Source organism: Pseudomonas syringae group sp. 243L2 (assembly GCF_032587875.1).
Lineage (GTDB): Bacteria > Pseudomonadota > Gammaproteobacteria > Pseudomonadales > Pseudomonadaceae > Aquipseudomonas > Aquipseudomonas amygdali.
On the sequence record NZ_JAWHPL010000017.1, the window covers coordinates 20,994 to 40,756 of the forward strand.

Genomic DNA, 19,763 nt, shown 5'->3' on the forward strand with positions numbered 1-19,763 from the left:
ATTTGCTGTTCACCTGACTGGCAGGTCGAAGTCTGACGCCGTTTATTAAACACGAATCTGGAAAGACTACAGGTATAAACCTGGAGCATAAAAAACCCGGCGCGAGGCCGGGTTTTTCGATGAGGCTGGAATCAGGCTGCGAATTGCTTGGCCACGAAGTCCCAGTTCACCAGGTTCCAGAACGCTTCTACGTACTTAGGACGCAGATTGCGGTAGTCGATGTAGTAGGCGTGTTCCCACACATCGCAGGTCAGCAGCGGGGTGTCGCCGCTGGTCAGCGGGTTGCCGGCACCGATGGTGCTGGCCAGAGCCAGAGAGCCATCAGCCTTCTTCACCAGCCAGCCCCAGCCGGAGCCGAAAGTGCCGATGGAAGTCTTGCTGAACTCTTCCTTGAACTTGTCGAAGGAACCGAACGCCTTGTTGATGGCTTCGGCCAGAGCGCCGGTAGGCTCGCCGCCAGCGTTAGGGGCCAGGCAGTTCCAGTAGAACGTGTGGTTCCAGACCTGAGCGGCGTTGTTGAAGATACCGCCCGAGGAGGTCTTGATGATTTCTTCCAGGGTCTTACCTTCGAACTCGGTGCCTGGCACCAGGTTGTTCAGGTTCACGACGTAGGTGTTGTGGTGCTTGTCGTGGTGATATTCCAGAGTCTCCGCAGAAATGTGCGGCACCAGAGCGTCTTTGGCGTAGGGCAGTGGCGGCAATTCAAAAGCCATGGTTTATCTCCTTTCAGGTCAATTGCGGTAGTCGCACGGCCGATCACGGGCGGCCAGATACAGCATGCACCGGGAGTTTTACTCTTTTGCGGCGCAGACCCCGGATCATAGCACCGGGTCTGCGGCTTAACCACGCAACAACTGTGTGGGATAGAGGTTCCAACGCGTTTGACCTGGAGGTCATGAAACCCGTCAGGCTGAGCGGATCAATTGAAAGGCCACGCTGAACATCATCACGGCGATCATCACGTCCAGCATGCGCCATGTGGCGGGGCGGGCCAGCCAGGGCGCGAGCCATGCCGCACCTAGTGCCAGGCTTGAGAACCACAGCAGCGAGGCGCTGGCAGCACCGGCCACGTACGCACCCGGCACGTCCTGTTGTGCCCCGAGCGAGCCAATCAGCAGCACGGTGTCCAGATACACGTGCGGGTTCAGCAAGGTAACGGCCAGCGCACTAAGCAACACCGTGCGCAGCGATCTTTTGCCAACGGCTGCGCTGTGTTCAAGGCTTTGCCGCGAGCACGCGCGCCGCAGTGCCTGCAGGCCATACCAGCTCAGGAATATCACACCGCCCCAGCGCGCTACCGCCAGCAATGTCGGGTTTTGTGCGAGCACATTGGCCAGTCCGAAGACGCCTGCCGCTACCAGAATGGCATCGCACACAATGCACAGCAACGCCACGGGCACGTGATGTTCACGGCGCAGGCCCTGAGCGAGTACAAAAGCGTTCTGAGTACCGATAGCCATGATCAGGCCTGCCGCGATCAGCAGGCCATTAAGGTAGCTTTGCCACATAAAGACGTTCCATTGAGCAGATTCAGATGGCGATTCTTATGCGTTGAGCGCTATAAGGAAAACAAATAATACTCATCGCTCATTAGGAAAACTGATGTTCGACTACAAATTGTTATCTGCATTGGCGGCTGTGATCGAGCAAGCCGGTTTCGAGCGTGCCGCTCAGGTGCTGGGGCTGTCTCAATCTGCGGTTTCGCAGCGCATCAAATTGCTGGAGGCACGCATTGGTCTGCCGGTGCTGGTGCGCGCGACGCCACCGAGCCCGACCGACATCGGACGCCGCCTGCTCAATCATGTACAGCAGGTCCGTTTGCTGGAGCGCGACTTGCAGAGTCAGGTGCCGGCGCTGGATGAAGAGGGCATGCCCGAGCGTCTGCGAATCGCCTTGAATGCCGACAGTCTGGCGACCTGGTGGGCACCGGCCATCGGCGCGTTTTGCACGCAACACCGGCTGTTGCTGGATCTGGTTGTCGAAGATCAGGACGTAGGGCTCAAGCGCATGCGTGCAGGCGAGGTCGCGGCCTGCCTATGTGGCAGCGAGCGTCCGGTGGCCGGGGCGCGCAGCCAGTTGCTGGGGGCCATGCGCTATCGGGCGCTGGCCAGTCCTTCATTCATCGCCCGCCATTTTCCGCACGGCGTGAGCCCGGCAAATCTGGCCAGATCGGCAGCACTGGTGTACGGGCCGGACGACCTTTTGCAGCATCGTTATCTGGCACTTCTTGGCGTTCAGGACGGCTTCGAGCATCATTTGTGCCCGTCGTCCGAAGGTTTCATACGTATGATCGAGGCCGGGATGGGCTGGGGCCTGGCGCCCGAGTTGCAGGTGCGCGACCAATTGCGCAGCGGCACCCTGCTTGAATTGCTGCCGGAGCGCTGCATCGATGTGCCGTTGTACTGGCACCATTGGCGTAATGGCGGGCAGCTCTTGACGCAGCTTACCGAACATCTTGCGCAACATTCGGCCGATTGGCTGGTGCCGCTGAGCGAGGAATGATCGTCAACATGATCATGTGTAATCCATGCAGGCAGGGTTTTCCCTTTTCTGCAGATGCGTTAACGGAGCGGTAAATGAAGATTCTGGTCACCGGCGCGAGCGGCTTCATCGGCGGACGCTTTGCGCGTTTTGCCCTTGAGCAGGGCATGAGCGTGCGGATCAATGGCCGTCGTGCCGAAGGTGTCGAGCACCTGGTCAGGCGTGGCGCCGAGTTCATCCAGGGCGACCTCGCTGACCCTTATCTGGTGCGGGCGCTGTGCGATGACGTGGAAGCGGTGGTGCACTGCGCAGGCTCCGTCGGCCTGTGGGGACGCCGCCAGGATTTCATGCAGGGCAACGTGCAGCTTACCGAAAACATCGTCGAGGGCTGCCTGAAACAAAGGGTGCGAAGGTTGGTTCATCTTTCGTCGCCCTCGATCTACTTTGATGGCAAATCGCACCGCGGCATCAAGGAAGAGCAGGTGCCCAAGCGTTTCCATAATCACTATGCGGCGACCAAATACCTGGCCGAGCAAAAGGTCTTTGGTGCCGAAGAGTTCGGTCTGGAAGTGATCGCCCTGCGGCCGCGCTTCGTCACTGGCGCGGGCGACAACAGTATTTTCCCGCGTTTGCTGCACATGCAGCGCAAGAAGCGTCTGTCGATTGTCGGCAACGGTTTGAACGTGGTGGATTTCACCAGCATGCACAACCTCAACGAAGCCATGCTGAGCAGCTTGCTGGCAACCGGCTCGGCGCTGGGCAAGGCCTACAACATCAGCAACGGCACGCCGGTCCCGCTGTGGGACGCAATCAATTATGTGATGCGCCAGATGCATCTGCCTCAAGTCACCCGTTATCGTTCATACGGACTGGCCTACAGTGCCGCAGCAATCAACGAGGGTGCCTGCCTGCTGTGGCCGGGCCGACCTGAACCTACCCTGTCAAGAATGGGCATGCAGGTCATGAACAGGGATTTTACGCTTGATATCAGCCGCGCCAGGCATTATCTGGATTATCAGCCTCGGGTCAGCCTGTGGACAGCGCTGGATGAATTCTGCGGCTGGTGGCAGGCACAGCACGCAATCTGAATGCGGTAGTGGCACAGTGAGATTGGTTACGCGCTGTTGTTATACTGCCCGACTTTGGTTTAACAGCTTCCTGAAGGGTTATTCATGCGCAACGATCCATACGACGACGTCGATGACGTTCCCAGCCTGAGCGCCAAGGACGACGATGACGACTTCGCGCCGGGCAATGGTGCACGCGAACGCACCACGGTCTATTCGCGTACCACACCGGTGGTCAAGGTAAAGGGCCCGAGCACCGGACCGCTATGGGCGTTGGTCGGCGCGCTGTTCATTGCCTTTTGCGGTCTGGGCTGGTGGAGCTTTCAGCAGGTCTCCCTCATGGAACAGCAATTGGTGGCCACTCAGGAGAGCTTTGCGCGCATCAGCGAAGAAGCGGCGGGACGCCTGCAGGATATTTCCGGCAAAGTCGTTGCGACCGAGGCGCTGTCCAGCGATGGCGAGGCGCTCAAGCAGCGCATCAAGCTGCTGGAAGCGCAACTGGAAGATCAGGACAAACAGCGCGAGGGCGTTGAAGGCCAGCAGGGCAGTCTCGACAAGCGCCTGGAGCAGATGGCCGCGCAAACCGCCCAGCAGCACAGTGAAAGCGCGCAGTTGCAGGAGCAGCTCAAAAGCGTCGTCGCTGAGCTGACCACGCTGAAAGCCGCGCTGCCCGATCTGAAAACCGCACAGGCCGATCAGGGCAAGCTGGATGCGCAAATCAAAAGCGTGGCAGCCGATGTTGCGACATTGAAGAAACAGGGCAACCCGTCGGCTGCTGTCGAGCGCCTGGAGCAGGACCTGATGGTCCTCAAAAGCGAACAGGAAAACCGCCCGGCCCCGTCAGCAGAGGCCAATACTGCCGAGTTCGACGCGTTTCGTGCTCAGGTCACCCGCAATATCAATACCCTCACCAGCCAGATCCAGAATCTGTCGCAACAGCTCAACGCGCGTCGTTGAAGGCAAGACTTGCCGGCGGCTGTCCATAGCAGATAGCCGCTGGCAAATTTCCTGACATTTTTTTTTGTACTCGTTAAATAGATATGTACTTGCCAATAGAAGGAAGGCTTACGCTTGCCTGGCTGTTAACTAAATTGGAGTTTCAACAATGAATGGAATCAATGAAATGTACACCGATGCCCCGCAAGAAAAGACCGAAAATTACATCCCGGCTGAAGACTCAGACCAGGGAGTAGACGAAGTTTCCAGGACGCCGTTGCCCACTTACGCCGACGTACCGGATTATCCGGAAGATTTGGTACGCCAGCAGGTCAAGCCACCGGTAAAGTTCAAACCGCCTGTAAAGCCACCTGTCAAACCGCCCGTCAAACCTGTTATCAAATCACCCGTTGCGCAAAAGTTAACGCCGGCCCCTGAGGCACCTTCGCGCCTGGACAAGCTGCTGGCAGTCATAAGCACGGTCACCGGTGTTTTACAACTGGTCCACCCGCTAAACAGTGTCTTCAACCCCGATGGTACGGTCAGTTATCCGAATGGAAGTGTTGCGGCAGCAGATGGCCAGTCCTTGACGCACACGGATGGCACTGTTCAACACCTGGATGGCACCACCGTGCATGCCGACGGTTCGGTCGAGCACCCCGGCGGCGATGTTCAACACAAGGACGGGACCTGGGTTATGGCAGATGGCTCTGTCAACTACGCCGACGGTCGCTGGAAGTTACCGGACGGGACTATCACTGATGCCGAAGGCAATGTGCTAGGTACAGTCGGGCCTGAGGCTAAGCTGTAACAGTAATAAGTACGGGCGATAAAAAACCCCGGCTCTTGCGAGTCAGGGTTTTTTGCTGTTGCAGCGCCGTGTTACAGGCGTGGGTAGTCGATATAGCCGACCGGCCCTTTGCCGTAGAACGTTTCGGGATGCGCTTCATTCAGAGGCGCATCGCTGGCCAGACGCTCAGGCAGGTCCGGGTTGGCAATATAAGGCACACCAAATGCGATAGCGTCGGCCTTGCCTTCTGCCAGCCAGGTATTTGCGGTGTCCTTGGTGAATTTTTCATTGGCGATGTAGATGCCGCCGAAATCCTTCTTCAACTGCGGGCCGAGGCTGTCTTCGGCGTCACGCTCACGGGCGCAGATGAACGCGATACCGCGCTTGCCAAGCTCTTTGGCCACGTAGCTGAAGGTTTCAGTGCGGTTAGCATCGCTCATGTCGTGCATGTCGAAGCGAGGCGAAAGGTGTACGCCTACGCGACCAGCGCCCCACACCTCAATGACCGCATCAGTCACTTCCAGCAGCAGACGAGCACGGTTTTCTACCGAACCGCCGTACTCGTCAGTGCGCTGGTTGGAGCCGGTCAGCAGGAACTGTTCCAGCAGGTAGCCGTTGGCACCGTGTACTTCCACGCCGTCGAAGCCCGCAGCCTTGGCGTTTTCCGCACCGACGCGATAGGCCTCGACGATGTCACCGATTTCTGCCAGTTCCAGCGCGCGCGGGGTCGGTAGCGGGGTGATCGGGCGCATCAGGCTGACGTGGCCTTCAGCTGCGATAGCGCTAGGGGCCACCGGAGTTTCGCCGTTCAGGTACGCCGGGTGGGAGATACGGCCAACGTGCCACAGCTGCAGCACAATCCGGCCACCAGCGGTATGCACGGCATTGGTGATGTTGCTCCAGCCGCGTACTTGGTCGTTGGACCAGATGCCGGGTGTGTCCGGGTAACCAACACCCATCGGCGTGACAGATGTGGCTTCAGTCAGGATCAGGCCTGCAGAAGCACGCTGCACGTAATACTCGGACATCAATGCATTGGGTACGCGACCTTCGTCGGCGCGGCAGCGCGTCAGTGGCGCCATGATGATGCGGTTTGGCAGTTGCAGATCGCCAATGGTGATCGGGTCAAAGATAGTCGTCATGTGTCGAATCCTCGTGATTGATCAATGTGTAGCAGGTGCCAGATCGGGGTTGCCGGTCTGACGAAAAGTAATCAGTGTGATCAGCAGCGCGAGCACTGCCAGCATGGCAGCGGCCAGCGGTACGCTGGTCAGGCCCAGGCCGTGGGCGATGACGCTGCCACCGACCCAGGCACCAAGCGCGTTGCCCACGTTGAAAGCGCCGATGTTCAGGGTTGAAACCAGGTTGGGCGCGGCTTTGCCGAAGGTCACCACGTTGATCTGCAGAGCCGGGACGGCTGCAAAGGCAGCGACCGCCCAGAGGAACAGGGTGATTTCAGTCGGGATCAGCGCGGCGCTGGTCCAGCTGAGAGCGGTTGAGATCACCGCCATCGAGACGAACACGGCAATCAGCGTGGATGACACACGGCGGTCGGCCATCTTGCCGCCAATCACGTTACCTGCGGTCAGGCCCAGGCCTATCAACAGCAGGGTCCAGGTCACGCCCTTGGGCGATACGCCGGTGACTTCGCCGAGCAGCGGGGCAATGTAGGTGAACAGGGTGAACATGGACGCTGAAAACAGCGCGGTCATGGTCAGCGACAGCCAGATACCGGCACCTTTCAGTGCGGCCAGTTCGGCGCGCATGTCGAGCTTTTCTTCATTGCGGTTGGTCGGCAGAAAGCGGATCAGGCCGATCAGCGCAATCACGCCGATGACTGTTACCGCCCAGAAGGTCGAGCGCCAGCCTGCGTATTGACCCAATGCAGTACCCAAAGGCACGCCCAGCACGTTGGCCAGGGTCAGACCGGTGAACATCAACGCTACTGCCGAAGCGCGGCGATTGGCAGGCACCAGCCCTGCGGCAACCACTGAGCCGATGCCGAAGAACGCACCATGACACAGCGCTGTAACCACGCGGGCGAACATCAATACGTTGTAGTCACTGGCCAGTGCGCAGAGCAGGTTGCCGATGATGAAAATGCCCATCAGCGTGACCAGCGCAGCCTTGCGTGGCAGTTTTGCCGTGGCCATGGCCATGAACGGCGCGCCGACGGCCACGCCCAGCGCATAGCCGGTTACCAGCCAGCCTGCGCCGGGGATAGATACACCAAGGTCAGCCGCCACATCGGGCAGCAGGCCCATGATGACGAATTCGGTGGTGCCGATGGCAAAGGCGCTCAGGGCCAGAATAAGTAGCGAAAGAGGCACGGGGCAGCTCCTGGTAAACGTTGGAAAATCAGGTCGGGTTGTTCAGCTCTTCAACCAGCGCCTGAACGAATGCCTGTATGACTTCTTCGTTGCGTCTGAAGAAATGCCATTGGCCAACCTTCTTGCTGCTGATCAGGCCAGCGCGTTGCAAGGTCGCCAGATGGGCCGAGACAGTGGATTGGGACAATCCTGCACGCTGATCGATCTGTCCGGCGCACACGCCGTGTTCAATCGAGTATTGCTGAGCAGGAAAGCTCGCGCGGGGGTCCTTCAACCAGGTCAGGATTTCTCGGCGGACCGGATGGGCCAGGGCTTTTATTATGTCGTCGAGGTCGATAGGCATGTCGTTCTCACAGGCGGTGTAGCGATATATCGCGATAGGGCGAACCTTATATCTGTATTTCGCGATATACAAATATGATTTTGTGCTTAGGACTGGAAAAATCGCTATATCGGGTTATATCGATATATAGACCTCGGCCTTGAAAGCGGCGTAGGCTTGCAGGCATGAACTATCTGGCACATCTTCATCTCGGCGGGCATCGGCCTGCTCAATTGCTTGGCAGCCTGTATGGCGACTTCGTCAAAGGTCCGCTGTCGGGACGTTTTCCTGCAGAGCTTGAAGCGGCCATTCGGCTGCATCGCAGCATTGACGCTTTCACTGACAGCCACCCGCTGATCAAGGCTTCCATTGCCCGCTTTCCATCCCAGCGGCGACGCTATGCAGGCATTATGCTCGACGTCTTTTTCGATCATTGTCTGGCTCGCGACTGGCATCGCTATGCCGATCTGCCGCTGGACGTATTCACTGGCAAAGTCTATGGCACGCTGGCCGCCGAGCCGCAATTGCCCGAGCGGCTCGCATTGATCGCGCCGCGCATGGCCGCGCAGGACTGGCTGGGTTCGTATCGGAATTTCGACGTGCTGGGGCAGGTGCTGAGCGGGATATCGCGACGCTTGTCACGGCCCGAAGGGCTGGCAGGCGGCATGCAGGAACTGCAGGCGCTTTACCAGCCCTTGAGTGCGGATTTCGCCGAGTTCTATCCGCTATTGGAGAATTTTGCTCAGGCTGCCCTGGCCGAGCGCGAAGCCACTTCGCTCGGCTGAGCAGGCTCGCCGGATACTTGTTTACCGATCACTGACTCCCCCGTGACAGGTTCACCGAACAGCGCCACCTGAACGGCTTGCTGGGCCTTGAACGCCAGTGCAGCGCGCTCCTGATCCGCCGTCGGAATCGGGGTCAGCAGGTGAATGTGCACATCGCTCTGCTCATTGGCGAACAACCGGCGCAAATGGGACAGCAAATCGTCGTCGCCAATGAACGGGGCAATCGGGTCCGGTTTACCGTCACGCGAGTAACCGATGGCCACTGGCTGGATCGGCACGCCGGCTTCAATGGCACTGGACAGCAGACGGCCGTGGAAGGTGCGCAGGCTTCTGCCATCGGTGGTGGTGCCTTCCGGGAAGATCAGCAGTGCGTTGCCTTGTTGCAGGTGATTGCACATCTGCTTTTGAATCAGACGGCTGTCGCCCGACCCGCGACGAATGAACAGCGTACCTGCCTTCAGTGCCAGCCAGCCCGCTACCGGCCAGGTCCGGACTTCGGCCTTCGACAGAAACGACAGCGGTGCCAGCATGCCCAGCAGTGCAATGTCGGTCCACGACACATGGTTACTGACCCACAGCATGGGCTGGGTTGGCAACTGACCTGTCACGGTGACGCGAAACGGCAGGGCATTGGTCAGGCGCGCCATGAACCAACGGCTCCAGCGCTGCCTGCGCTCCATCGACCCACCGATTCTGGTGCGTTCCAGAACCGCGAACGTTCCGGCAATCGTCAAGCCGAGCGCCACGACCAGCAGCACCCGGACTACGCGGGCATAGCCGCGTGCCCGGCTCATCACACGGCCGCCTTGAAGTGGCGGGCGTAACGCGGGCACAAGTCGTCGCGCTTGAGCAGGATGAAGACGTCGGCCACCTGGAAATCTTCGTCCCAGCAAGGTTCGCCGCAGATCTTGGCGCCCAGGCGCATGTAAGCCTTGAGCAGTGGCGGCATCTCGCAGATCACATTGCTCGGGATATCGAGCGTCGGCAGCGGGTTTTTCGGCTCGGCGCGCAAGTGCTCGTTGCACAGGTAGCGTTCGCGCAGGCGTTGCATGATCGCGTGCGCCTGAATGCCGCCGTCGTGCATCGGGATGCTCGCGCAGCCCATCAGGTAGCTGTAGCCGCCTTCGTTCAGCACCTCGGCCAGCTCGCTCCACAACACCGCGATGGTGCCACCGTTGCGGTAGGCCGGGTCTACGCAGGTACGGCCCAGCTCAAGAATCGGACCCTGCAAATGAACCAGACCGTGCAGGCTGAATTCTTCTTCACTGTAGAAACGCCCCAGCGTGCTGGCAGCCTTGTGGTCGAGCAGCCGGGTAGTGGCAACCAGACGCCCGGTGTTCAGGTCACGCACACCAATGTGCGAGCAATGAACATCGTAATCGTCGATATCCAGGCCTTGTTCAGCGCCGTTGAGACGGGCGTTGAACTCTTCGCTGAACACACTGAAACGCAACGCCTGTGCTTCCTGCAGGGCGCGCGCTCCAATCAGGCGCTCGGCCTGAAGACGACGTTCAGAAGTGTTGTCACGAATGCGGGCGATCTGGGTCATACGAATCTCCATGAGCCAGCCATGCAGAGTTTGGCTGGTTGACTGATTTGTCCAGGCGCTTTGCCGTACTTGCAGGCTAGGGAGATGGCGTGTCATGCCTGTGAAGCTTTGGTGATGGTTGTGTGACGGGCAACGCTGTGGGCATTTCCACGCTGGTGGAGCGGGAGGAGCGAGCGGCGTACGAAGGACCACTATCGTGCCTATGCTCCGCGTGGGTATGCCGTTCTGGACGCTCTGCGTCCTGTCCCGGGGTAATGGCTGACTGTCACGAAGCCCTGATACGGTATGCGGATTACTCTGTAGAGGCTCTGTCATGCCGCGTAGATTTTTCCGCCTGTGTCTGGTTTTGATCCTGGGCTTCAGTGCCCAGGGCGTCGTTGCTCAAACATGGCCGACAGAGCAATGGTCATCTCAGCCTGCGCCGCGATCTGCGGCAATCGAAGAACTCGAGGCCTACGCCTTCCCGCCCCGTGACGACGCCACACGCAAGGGCATTCGCACCGATGCGCTGCTGGTGATTCGTGATGGCGAAGTTGTGTATGAGCGCTACGGCGGTGTGACCACAGCGCAAACTCCGCACCTGACCTGGTCGATCAGCAAGAGCGTGATGGCGACAGTGCTGGGCGTGGCGTTTACCGACGGGCGCTTTCAACTCAATGATCCAGTGGCGAAGTTCTACCCGCCGTTCAAGGCGCACCCCGATATCGCCATCAAAGACCTGATGCACTGGGCTTCGGGGCTGAATTGGCAGGAAGATTACGAATATGCACCGCTTAACTCTTCCGTAGTCGCCATGCTCTACACCCGTGGGCGTGACGACATGGCGCGCTTCACCGCCGAGCACCGCGCAGCCAGATCCCCCGGCAAGGCGTACCTGTATTCCAGCGGCGACAGCACGGTTCTGGCTGCTGCGTTGAAAAATATCGTCGGGCCACAGGCGTATGCGGATTATCCGTGGACCGCACTGTTTGACCCGCTTGGCATCCGCAGTGCCGTCTGGGAAACCGATGGCGTGGGTACATTTGTAGGGTCGTCCTATGCCTACATGACCGCCCGCGACCTGGCACGCATCGGCTTGCTGATGCAGCGCGGCGGGCAATGGCAGGCTCGGCAGTTGCTCAACAAGGAATGGATGAACTTCGTGCTGACGCCGTTTGCAGGCGAGCAGATAGATGCCAACGTCGAAGTCCCTGGCGGCCAATGGTGGCTCAATCGAACTGCCGATGGCGGCAGGGGGCCGTGGCCGGATGCGCCCCCTGATACCTTTGCCGCACTGGGCCATTGGGGGCAGGCGCTGTACGTGATCCCCGACCGGAAGCTGGTGATCGTGCGCTATGCCGATGACCGCGACGGTACTTACGACCACAATCAGATGCTCAAGCGCATACAGGCAGCCTTTGGCAAGGAGGGCGGGCAATGAGCAGTCGCCGAATGTTCATCCTGCGTCGACCCTTCAGCAGCCTGCTGTTGCTGATCCTTGCTGCGCTCGCGGTACTTGCCTGGCAGTACCGCGTGAACCTGCAGGCATTCCCCACCATCATCAGTGCCTACACCGCCAAGGAATACTGCTCGTGCAGGTACGTCATGAACAACTCCGAGGCGTATTGCATGGGCTACGTCAAACAGTACGTGCCCAGCGCGCTGATCGACGACAGCAGCCAGAAAAAGGTCATTGCCAACGGGCTTGGACGAACCAGCAGTGCGTCGTGGCAGGGTGAGCGACAAGGCTGCCGACTGTTGCCATCCGAGCCTTGATGGATTACTGCCGAACGTCGTGGTTTGCCAGAGGTCAGACAGGCGGATAAGGTGGCCCTCAATTGCACGTCTGGAGTCTGCATGCTCACTATGAATTGCCTGCTGCTGGTCATGCTGGCCGCAGTGGCGTTACCTGCCCATGCGAACTGGTATCTGGATAACGAGTCGTCGCGGCTCTCGTTCACGTCAACCAAAAATGCCGACATTGCCGAGGTGCATCGCTTCCTCGTGCTGCATGGCAAGGTCGACCCCAAAGGGCTGGCTGAGGTGGAAGTCGAAACGGAGTCCATTAGCACCGGTATTCCCCTGCGTGACGAGCGCCTGCGGGAGCAGGTGTTTCAGGTACACAAGTTTCCCGTTGCGCAGATCAATGCCCAGCTCGACATGCGCCCGATCAATAACCTTGCCCCCGGCGCGCAACTGGAATTGCGTTTACCACTGACCGTCAGCCTGCGCGGCAAGAGTCACAGCTATAACGCCGAACTGCTGGCGACGCGCCTCGACGAGCGCCGCTTTCAGGTTGTGACGCTCGAACCGCTGGTGATTCATGCTCAGGACTTCGATATGGTTTCGGACTTCAATGCCCTGCGCAACGCGGCAGGCTTGTCGGCGGTCAGTCTGTCAGTCCCGGTCGGGGCTGTCCTGATCTTCACGGCGCGCTGATATGAACGGTGCGATTTTCCCGTGGCGTGAAAACAACCGCTTTCAATTGCTGATCGACGGTCCTGCGTTCTTCCCGCGCATGATCGCCGCCATTGATCGCGCTGAGCAGCAAGTTGATCTGGAGCTGTACCTGGTCGAAGCCGGGGCCTGTGCCGATGCCATCGTGCGGGCGCTGGTCGAGGCGGGCAGGCGTGGTGTGATCGTGCGCTGCCTTTTCGACGACTTCGGTTCTAAAGCCTTCGACGCCGGCCTGCGCAAGCAACTGACCGATGCCGGTGTGATTCTGCGTTTCTACAACCCTATTCACTGGCGACGCGGCGTGCGCAACTTCTACCGCGACCATCGCAAATTGCTGGTGGTCGACAAGACGCTGGCGGTGGTCGGCGGTACGGGTGTAACCGATGAATTCTGGGAGCCAGACGATGAATTCTGGGAGCCAGACAAGGATGTCAGCCAATGGCACGAAGTGATGGTGGAAATCACCGGGCCGCTGGTTCTTGACTGGCAAGCGTTGTTCAACCGGCAGTTTCACGCCAATGCCCGACGTTTCGCCTGGCGCCCGAAAGAAAACTTTGGTCTGGATCATCTGCCCACCGCCCCGGTAGCCGGTGAAGGCCTTGGCCGTGTGGCGTACGCCGACTCTCGCCAGCACCGCGACATTCTGCAATCGCTGGTGCGCACGCTGAACACCGGGCAAAAGCGCATCTGGCTGGCAACCCCCTACTTTCTACCCACCTGGAAAGTCCGCCGCGCCTTGCGCAGGGCAGCGTCGCGCGGCGTCGATGTACGTTTGCTGCTGACCGGGCCACGCACCGATCACCCGTCCGTACGCTACGCCGGTCACCGTTACTACCCGCGCTTGCTGCGGGCCGGGGTCAAGGTCTTCGAATACCAGCCGTGTTTTCTGCACTTGAAAATGGTCCTGATCGACGACTGGGTGAGCATCGGCTCGTGCAACTTCGACCACTGGAACCTGCGCTTCAACCTTGAAGCCAACCTCGAAGCCCTGGACCCAGGGCTGACCCGCGATGTGGTCGCCAGTTTCGAAAAAGACTTCGCCCTGAGCGCCGAAACCACACTGGCAGACTGGAAGGCCAGACCACTGTGGCGACGCGTCAAACAGCGCTTGTGGGGGTGGATCGACCGGCTGGTGGTGAACCTGCTGGATCAGCGTAATTGAGGTGTACGCGGGGCCGAGCGTGGCCCCGGGTTGTCATCTGGTCAAACGATGCATTCCAGTGAGCGGTCAACCATGGCTTTGGCCATCTCGGCCATGTGCAATACCGAAAACGCCAGATCACGGCTGGTGCCCTGAGTGCTGTCGCCGGACTCATAGGCCGTCGTGATGATGCAGCGCAGCAGATCCGAAGCGTAGTTGAGCGCTTCTTCCTGGCTGACGGATGCGTTGACGGTGAACAGGGCGGTGGGCGGGTCGGGGACGATTTTATGGGGCATGTTTGCAACTCCTGATCATTGAAGGAGCCGCCCTGTTCGCTACCAAACGATCAGGGTGGCGGCCGTACGCAGGTTGGTAGACCGGTGACCAGGCAAGCCGGTGCGTCCGAAAACGCCAAGCGCACGGCCACCATAAACGCAGGCCGTAAGAATGCGCCCTGTAGAAGGTGGCGCATTGCGCACAGGTCACTCAGGTCTACCAAACCTGATCGCTGATTGGGCAGCGACCGTTGAAGGCTAGAGACCTGAATAGACAAGCGCAAGAGGCCGGGATTTTCTCGGAAATTTCCTTCAAATGGAAGGGAGGTGTCCTGCGGTTAATTCTTACAAGAGTTATCGAAAAAGGTTTTCTGAGGATGTTCGCCGAGTAGGCGGGAAGTGACTGGCGCTGTTTATCAGTATTTCAGCAAGCAGTACATCACCGAGGGGAGACGTTAAAAAGCTATCGGATTACATTGAGTCAGCATGATGTGTCTCCGCCCTACAGATAATGTGCGGCGTAGAGTGCTTGCAATGAAAATAGCCTGTGCAGCGTTTGCCGGACAGGCTTGTTGCATGAAGAGAGTAGTTAAGGCTTTTTGATATTCTGCATGTAGGTCTGATTCGGGTGAGTCACGACCTTTTTCGTCAACGCGTCCAGTTCCTTGCTGTGATACATGTCCAGGCATTTCAGCAGGTCGAATTTTATTCCCTTTATCTGGGATTCGGCCAAAGGGTTTGTGTAGTCTCTGGCGAGGTATTTTTCAACCAATGCCTTGACCGCAAGGGGGCTTTTTTCCATGTCATAGTAGGTCCAGTCACGCATCGCGCTGACACTACTGCCCGCGTCAATGCCGACGTTCACATCATATTTATAAGCGGTGGTTATGCAGGTGGCGAGTGCCATGTCCTTGTAGTTTTTTTCAAAGGTTCTGTACATTCCTTCAGGCGATGAGGTGGGGGTGTAGGCGAAGCTGTTGGATGTTGTTAAGACCAGAGATGCTGTTAGGGCCGTAAGACATGATTTCATTCTACGAACCTCCCTGTGAATATGGATGTTATTTGTAGTCCTGCATGTAGGTGTGTGTTGGATTTACGACAGTTTTTTTTGTCAAGGCATTCAGCTCCTTGCTGTGGTAAAGGTCCAAGCACTTTAAAAGGTCAAATTTCACACCCTTTATCTCGGACTCGGTTAAGGGGTTCGTATAATCTCTGGCCAGATACTTGCTTACGAGCGCTCGAATTCCATCGGGTCCTACTTCCCAGTCGTAATTTGCCCAGTCCTCAATGGCGGTGACGCTACTTCCAGCATCAATTCCGACCTTTACGTCAGAGGCGTAAGCGTTTGCTATACAGGTAGCAAGGACCAGGTCCTTGAAGTTTTGTTCATAGCTTCGGTGCATGCCCTCTGGTGATGAGGATTTTGTATGTGCGAAGCTCTCGGTTGCCAAGAGTGCGAGACAGACTGTGATGGCTGTGACAATGAGCTTCATTAAACTAAGCTCCAGAAATTTGCCATATCCGTACGGTAGTTAACGTCGGGCTCGTTAAAGTAGCAATGGTCATAGCAAATGTCACCGTCAAATAACGTTGCATGGCCTTTTGCGTCTGTCCAACCCGATATTTCAAATAATATAACTCCTTTTTTTCTTGCAAGCGCTCCGCCGTCAGAGGGCGGGTATTTGACGACCTCAGGCTTGCCCCAGTGCGTTTCCAAAAAGCTTTTCAGGTTCGATACACGGAAAAAGTACTGATGCTGATCTGCGCCGGAGACTGTCTGTTTAGCTATCTTAGGTATTTTCAATCCTGAGTAGTTCAGGATGTAACTTAATCGCACAGCACAGGTGTTCCTCCACTTTGTCGAAGGATCAGGATTATTTATATCCTTCGCCACAAGCCCCCCAATCACCTCTGCCACTCGTTTTTCCGGTGCCACCGGATCATAAATATGTTGCGAAGCCGCCCACGCAGCAGTAAAAAATGGCCGTGCCATAGTCTTTCCCTGATCGTTCTGTAAGGTTCAATGCATGAGCGTTTAAAAAATCAGGAATAGACCTTGTTGTTGATACGGTTCCAGCCACCCGAGACATTTCCTCCACCGGCACCATCCGATCTTTTTTGCTGTGTGTAGGTGGTTTTTATTTTCCCGTAATTCAAGCTGATCGTTTCACTGGGTATGCCATCGTTGGCATGCTGGGTGTAGTTGGAAATGATGACTTCTTCCAGCAGCACTTCAAAGTATTTGACCTTTTCTCCGCCTGCACGATGCAGTGACAAAACAACTTCTTTCAGGTGTCTGCCCGCGCACAAGGTTTCCATGAGCTTGCAGCTCGATTTGTCCAGTGATTTGGTGAACGAGAAATCACTCAAGGAAGTCCTTCCGGACGATGCACCACCGGAAGAACTCGCCGTGGCGGAAGTACTTTGATGCATGCCGAAGCCATACCCGGTGATCTCGATACAGTCCTTGTAGCGGTCATCCAGCGCTTCGCCTGGAATGCCTTCTATCTTGATATAGGCGTCAAAAGCCATTTTGAAATCTCCCTGTTTATCAGGCGGTATGCCTGAGAAGTACATTTATTTTTCATGCGCTCACTGGTTTACAGCCAGCAGAAGAATAATCTGTCTTTCAGGGAGAGAAAGGGGTATTGAACCTCTGGGGAGTAGCGAACTGTCTCGGTTTATTGTCTGAAATGTATTACGGACTGATCGCAGGGTGCGATGTATATTACCAGTGAGTCGTATTGTTTATCGGGGATAAGTTGCCTTGTTATATTGGCCACAGGCTGAACGGTCTATTCCGGATTGCACTGGAAGATCGCAGGGACAGTAAGTTAATCCGCATAAAAAACCCGGCTTGCGCCGGGTTTTTATTGTCTTGCAGATCAGAATTTACTGCACTTCCACCGCCAGACTGTCGCTGATCTTCTTCTGCCAGATCTGCGGGCCTGTGATGTGCACGGATTCGCCGGTGCTGTCTACGGCAACGGTAACCGGCATGTCCTTGACCTCGAACTCGTAGATCGCTTCCATACCCAGCTCGGCAAAAGCCACGACTCGGGATTTCTTGATCGCCTGAGCCACGAGGTATGCAGCGCCGCCGACGGCCATCAGGTACACGGCCTTGTGGTCACGGATCGCTTCGATGGCGGTCGGGCCGCGTTCGGATTTGCCGATCATGCCCAGCAGGCCGGTCTGGTCGAGGATCTGACGGGTGAACTTGTCCATCCGCGTGGCCGTGGTTGGGCCTGCCGGGCCAACGACTTCTTCGCGTACCGGATCAACCGGGCCGACGTAGTAGATGAAACGACCCTTGAGATCGACCGGCAGGCTTTCGCCCTTGTTGAGCATTTCGACCATGCGCTTGTGCGCGGCGTCGCGGCCGGTAAGCATCTTGCCGTTGAGCAGCACGGTTTCGCCCGGCTTCCAGCTTTGCACTTCTTCCGGGGTCAGGGTGTCGAGGTTGACTCGGCGGGCCGATGGGCCAGCTTCCCAGACGATTTCCGGGTAGGCGTCCAGCGACGGCGCTTCCAGCGAGGCAGGGCCGCTGCCGTCGAGTACGAAGTGCGCGTGGCGGGTGGCCGCGCAGTTAGGGATCATGCACACCGGCAGCGACGCAGCATGGGTCGGGTAGTCCATGATCTTGACGTCGAGCACGGTGGTCAGACCACCCAGGCCCTGAGCGCCGATGCCCAGCTGGTTGACCTTTTCGAACAGCTCCAGACGCATCTCTTCGATGCGGTTCTGCGGGCCACGGGCCTTCAGCTCATGAATGTCGATGGACTCCATCAACACTTCCTTGGCCATGACCGCTGCCTTTTCCGCGGTGCCGCCGATGCCGATGCCGAGCATGCCCGGTGGGCACCAGCCTGCGCCCATGGTCGGAACGGTTTTCAGGACCCAGTCGACGATCGAATCGGACGGGTTGAGCATCGCCATCTTCGATTTGTTTTCCGAACCGCCGCCTTTCGCCGCGACGTCCACTTCCACGGTATTACCTGGAACGATGGAGTAGTGGATAACAGCCGGGGTGTTGTCCTTGGTGTTTTTGCGAGCGCCTGCCGGATCGGCAAGGATCGAGGCCCGCAGCACGTTCTCAGGCAGGTTGTAAGCGCGACGCACGCCTTCGTTGATCATGTCGTCCAGGCCCATGGTGGCGCCGTCCCAGCGAACATCCATCCCCACGCGCACAAAAACCGTGACGATGCCGGTGTCCTGGCAGATCGGGCGGTGACCGGTCGCGCACATGCGCGAGTTGATCAGGATCTGGGCGATGGAGTCACGAGCGGCAGGCGACTCTTCACGCAGATACGCCTCGTGCATGGCCTGGATGAAATCCACGGGGTGGTAGTAGGAAATGAACTGCAGTGCGTCTGCAACGCTCTGAATCAGGTCGTCTTGCTTGATCACGGTCATGCGGCGCGCTCCTCTGTAAGGACGGGAACATTCAATTACGCTATCGGCGGCAGTCTGGAACTGCGGCTTGAACCAGAGCTGTCAGGTTAGCCGTAGCGGGCGCAAAAAGGCGCGGCAGTATAACCCGCCCGACAGGCCAGTCTGTACAATCGCCGTTATTTTCTGCACAGGCCGCCTGAATGCCTCAATTGCATGTTGGTGAGCGTAGCTGGTCGGTGGCATCGGCCAGCAATCTGCTCGACGCCCTGAACCATGCCGGTGTGCCGGTTCCCTATAGCTGTCGTGCCGGCAGTTGCCATGCGTGCCTGGTGCGCTGTGTCAAAGGCGAGCCTGAGGACGCGTTGCCCGACGCCTTGCCCGCTGAAAAGCGCCAGCAGGGTTGGCGGCTCGCCTGCCAGTGCCGAGTGGTCGGTGACCTGGCTGTCGAGGTGTTTGACCCGCAGCGTGACGGCCTGCCTGCGACAGTAGTGGGCTGCGACTGGCTCTGCCCGACCGTGCTGCGTTTGCGTCTGGAGCCTGCGCGACCTCTGCGCTATAGCGCCGGGCAACACCAGGTGTTGTGGACTGACAGCGGTGTCGCCCGGCCTTATTCGCTGGCGAGCCTTCCGGGCGAGGACCCGTTTCTGGAAGTTCATATCGACTGCCACCAGTCCGGGGCCTTCCGCGACGTCGCCCGACAGCTGCGGGTCGGTGACACGTTGAGGCTCGGCGAACTGCGCGGAGGGGCGCTGCGCTATGACCCTGACTGGCAGGAAAAACCTCTGCTCTTGCTGGCTGCCGGTACCGGGCTGGGCCCGTTGTGGGGCGTATTGCGTGAGGCGTTGCGTCAGGAGCATCAGGGCACCATCCGCTTGATTCATCTGGCCCATGACAGCCAGCAGCACTATCTGGCCAATGAGCTGCAAGCCCTGGCTGAGCGTTATCCACAGTTGCTTGTTCAACTGATTACCGTGCAGACGCTGGAGACGACCCTGGCCGAGCTGCGCCTGTTGTCGCGGCATGCGATGGCGTTGTTGTGTGGCAGTGCCGACAGCGTGGAGATATTTGCCAAGCGGCTGTATCTGGCAGGTCTGCCGCGTAATCAATTGCTGGCGGATGTGTTTGTGGCGCGGGAATAAGGTGCATGTTAGTCACAGCTCTCGTTCGGCACGATTAATCACAAAGATTCGTCAGGCATACACAATGCAAAAGGCCCCGACTCTTGCGAGACGGGGCCTTGGCTTGCAGCGTTCTGC

Annotated in this window: 23 protein-coding genes; 10 read left to right on the forward strand and 13 right to left on the reverse strand. The window is 58.2% G+C overall.

Features of this window, described 5'->3' with window-relative positions; all coding sequences use genetic code 11:
- Window positions 1-131: 131 nt before the first annotated feature.
- A complete protein-coding gene (gene sodB / locus RYB66_RS09170) occupies window positions 132-713 on the reverse strand; it encodes a superoxide dismutase [Fe] (protein WP_003313497.1) in 582 nt (193 codons plus the stop codon).
- 192 nt (window positions 714-905) lie between these two features.
- Complete coding sequence (locus RYB66_RS09175) at window positions 906-1,508, reverse strand: LysE/ArgO family amino acid transporter (protein ID WP_005740997.1); 603 nt, start codon at window positions 1,506-1,508, stop codon at window positions 906-908.
- Between the two features lie 94 nt (window positions 1,509-1,602).
- On the opposite strand from RYB66_RS09175, the gene RYB66_RS09180 reads away from it, so the two are divergent.
- The 4 genes from RYB66_RS09180 (at window position 1,603) to RYB66_RS09195 (ending at window position 5,295) form a co-directional block, all read left to right on the forward strand.
- Window positions 1,603-2,502, forward strand: a complete 900-nt coding sequence (locus tag RYB66_RS09180; protein ID WP_005753926.1) for a LysR family transcriptional regulator ArgP — start codon at window positions 1,603-1,605, stop codon at window positions 2,500-2,502.
- Between the two features lie 74 nt (window positions 2,503-2,576).
- The gene (locus RYB66_RS09185; RefSeq protein WP_316894274.1) at window positions 2,577-3,569 is read left to right on the forward strand and encodes an NAD-dependent epimerase/dehydratase family protein; all 993 of its coding nucleotides are present in this window, start codon (window positions 2,577-2,579) and stop codon (window positions 3,567-3,569) included.
- 84 nt (window positions 3,570-3,653) lie between these two features.
- Entirely contained in the window at window positions 3,654-4,505 is an 852-nt protein-coding gene (locus RYB66_RS09190) for an ATPase (RefSeq protein WP_004656426.1), read from the forward strand.
- Window positions 4,506-4,671: 166 nt separating this feature from the next.
- On the forward strand, window positions 4,672-5,295 hold the full coding sequence (locus RYB66_RS09195; RefSeq protein WP_410478404.1) for a hypothetical protein: 624 nt from the start codon (window positions 4,672-4,674) through the stop codon (window positions 5,293-5,295).
- A gap of 71 nt (window positions 5,296-5,366) precedes the next feature.
- On the opposite strand, the gene RYB66_RS09200 is transcribed toward RYB66_RS09195, so the two are convergent.
- Genes RYB66_RS09200 through RYB66_RS09210 form a run of 3 tightly spaced genes read right to left on the reverse strand, consistent with a single transcriptional unit; the run spans window position 5,367 to window position 7,947 of the window.
- Entirely contained in the window at window positions 5,367-6,416 is a 1,050-nt protein-coding gene (locus tag RYB66_RS09200; protein ID WP_016981203.1) for an alkene reductase, read from the reverse strand.
- Between the two features lie 21 nt (window positions 6,417-6,437).
- Window positions 6,438-7,604, reverse strand: coding sequence for an MFS transporter (locus RYB66_RS09205; protein WP_005734688.1), 1,167 nt, complete (start codon window positions 7,602-7,604; stop codon window positions 6,438-6,440).
- A gap of 28 nt (window positions 7,605-7,632) precedes the next feature.
- Window positions 7,633-7,947 carry an ArsR/SmtB family transcription factor gene (locus RYB66_RS09210; protein ID WP_002554999.1) on the reverse strand — a complete coding sequence of 105 codons (315 nt, stop codon included), beginning with the start codon at window positions 7,945-7,947 and terminating at the stop codon, window positions 7,633-7,635.
- A 164-nt stretch (window positions 7,948-8,111) separates the two neighbouring features.
- Here RYB66_RS09210 and RYB66_RS09215 point away from each other — a divergent pair, with 164 nt between their 5' ends.
- Entirely contained in the window at window positions 8,112-8,711 is a 600-nt protein-coding gene (locus RYB66_RS09215; protein WP_016981204.1) for an ACP phosphodiesterase, read from the forward strand.
- Here the strand turns inward: RYB66_RS09215 and RYB66_RS09220 are convergent.
- Entirely contained in the window at window positions 8,669-9,505 is an 837-nt protein-coding gene (locus RYB66_RS09220; RefSeq protein WP_004656418.1) for a lysophospholipid acyltransferase family protein, read from the reverse strand. The genes RYB66_RS09215 and RYB66_RS09220 overlap by 43 nt on opposite strands.
- Window positions 9,505-10,260 (reverse strand): L-ornithine N(alpha)-acyltransferase, encoded by a 756-nt coding sequence (gene olsB / locus RYB66_RS09225; RefSeq protein WP_005741003.1) that lies wholly within the window; start codon window positions 10,258-10,260, stop codon window positions 9,505-9,507. Before olsB ends, RYB66_RS09220 begins: the two co-directional genes overlap by 1 nt.
- Window positions 10,261-10,573: 313 nt before the next feature.
- Here olsB and RYB66_RS09230 point away from each other — a divergent pair, with 313 nt between their 5' ends.
- From RYB66_RS09230 to RYB66_RS09245, 4 genes are all read left to right on the forward strand, one after another.
- Window positions 10,574-11,680 carry a serine hydrolase gene (locus RYB66_RS09230; RefSeq protein WP_316894278.1) on the forward strand — a complete coding sequence of 369 codons (1,107 nt, stop codon included), beginning with the start codon at window positions 10,574-10,576 and terminating at the stop codon, window positions 11,678-11,680.
- The gene (locus tag RYB66_RS09235; RefSeq protein WP_005741005.1) at window positions 11,677-12,015 is read left to right on the forward strand and encodes a hypothetical protein; all 339 of its coding nucleotides are present in this window, start codon (window positions 11,677-11,679) and stop codon (window positions 12,013-12,015) included. The genes RYB66_RS09230 and RYB66_RS09235 overlap by 4 nt, the downstream gene beginning before the upstream one ends.
- Before the next feature lie 81 nt (window positions 12,016-12,096).
- A complete protein-coding gene (locus tag RYB66_RS09240) occupies window positions 12,097-12,678 on the forward strand; it encodes a YceI family protein (protein WP_316894279.1) in 582 nt (193 codons plus the stop codon).
- Window position 12,679: 1 nt separating this feature from the next.
- Window positions 12,680-13,858 carry a phosphatidylserine/phosphatidylglycerophosphate/cardiolipin synthase family protein gene (locus tag RYB66_RS09245; protein WP_316894281.1) on the forward strand — a complete coding sequence of 393 codons (1,179 nt, stop codon included), beginning with the start codon at window positions 12,680-12,682 and terminating at the stop codon, window positions 13,856-13,858.
- A 41-nt stretch (window positions 13,859-13,899) separates the two neighbouring features.
- Here RYB66_RS09245 and RYB66_RS09250 read toward each other — a convergent pair whose 3' ends face one another.
- The 6 genes from RYB66_RS09250 to RYB66_RS09275 form a co-directional block, all read right to left on the reverse strand.
- Window positions 13,900-14,133 (reverse strand): DUF6124 family protein, encoded by a 234-nt coding sequence (locus RYB66_RS09250; protein WP_002554991.1) that lies wholly within the window; start codon window positions 14,131-14,133, stop codon window positions 13,900-13,902.
- Window positions 14,134-14,701: 568 nt separating this feature from the next.
- Entirely contained in the window at window positions 14,702-15,142 is a 441-nt protein-coding gene (locus RYB66_RS09255; RefSeq protein ID WP_057404439.1) for a type VI secretion system amidase immunity protein Tai4, read from the reverse strand.
- A gap of 28 nt (window positions 15,143-15,170) precedes the next feature.
- A complete protein-coding gene (locus RYB66_RS09260; protein WP_117140077.1) occupies window positions 15,171-15,605 on the reverse strand; it encodes a type VI secretion system amidase immunity protein Tai4 in 435 nt (144 codons plus the stop codon).
- Window positions 15,605-16,105 (reverse strand): type VI secretion system amidase effector protein Tae4, encoded by a 501-nt coding sequence (locus tag RYB66_RS09265; RefSeq protein ID WP_316882796.1) that lies wholly within the window; start codon window positions 16,103-16,105, stop codon window positions 15,605-15,607. Before RYB66_RS09265 ends, RYB66_RS09260 begins: the two co-directional genes overlap by 1 nt.
- Before the next feature lie 50 nt (window positions 16,106-16,155).
- Window positions 16,156-16,644 carry an Hcp family type VI secretion system effector gene (locus RYB66_RS09270; RefSeq protein ID WP_002554988.1) on the reverse strand — a complete coding sequence of 163 codons (489 nt, stop codon included), beginning with the start codon at window positions 16,642-16,644 and terminating at the stop codon, window positions 16,156-16,158.
- A gap of 360 nt (window positions 16,645-17,004) precedes the next feature.
- Window positions 17,005-18,528, reverse strand: coding sequence for a fumarate hydratase (locus RYB66_RS09275; protein ID WP_002554987.1), 1,524 nt, complete (start codon window positions 18,526-18,528; stop codon window positions 17,005-17,007).
- A 179-nt stretch (window positions 18,529-18,707) separates the two neighbouring features.
- Here RYB66_RS09275 and RYB66_RS09280 point away from each other — a divergent pair, with 179 nt between their 5' ends.
- Window positions 18,708-19,646 carry an iron-sulfur-binding ferredoxin reductase gene (locus tag RYB66_RS09280; RefSeq protein WP_316894283.1) on the forward strand — a complete coding sequence of 313 codons (939 nt, stop codon included), beginning with the start codon at window positions 18,708-18,710 and terminating at the stop codon, window positions 19,644-19,646.
- Window positions 19,647-19,763: the final 117 nt, after the last annotated feature.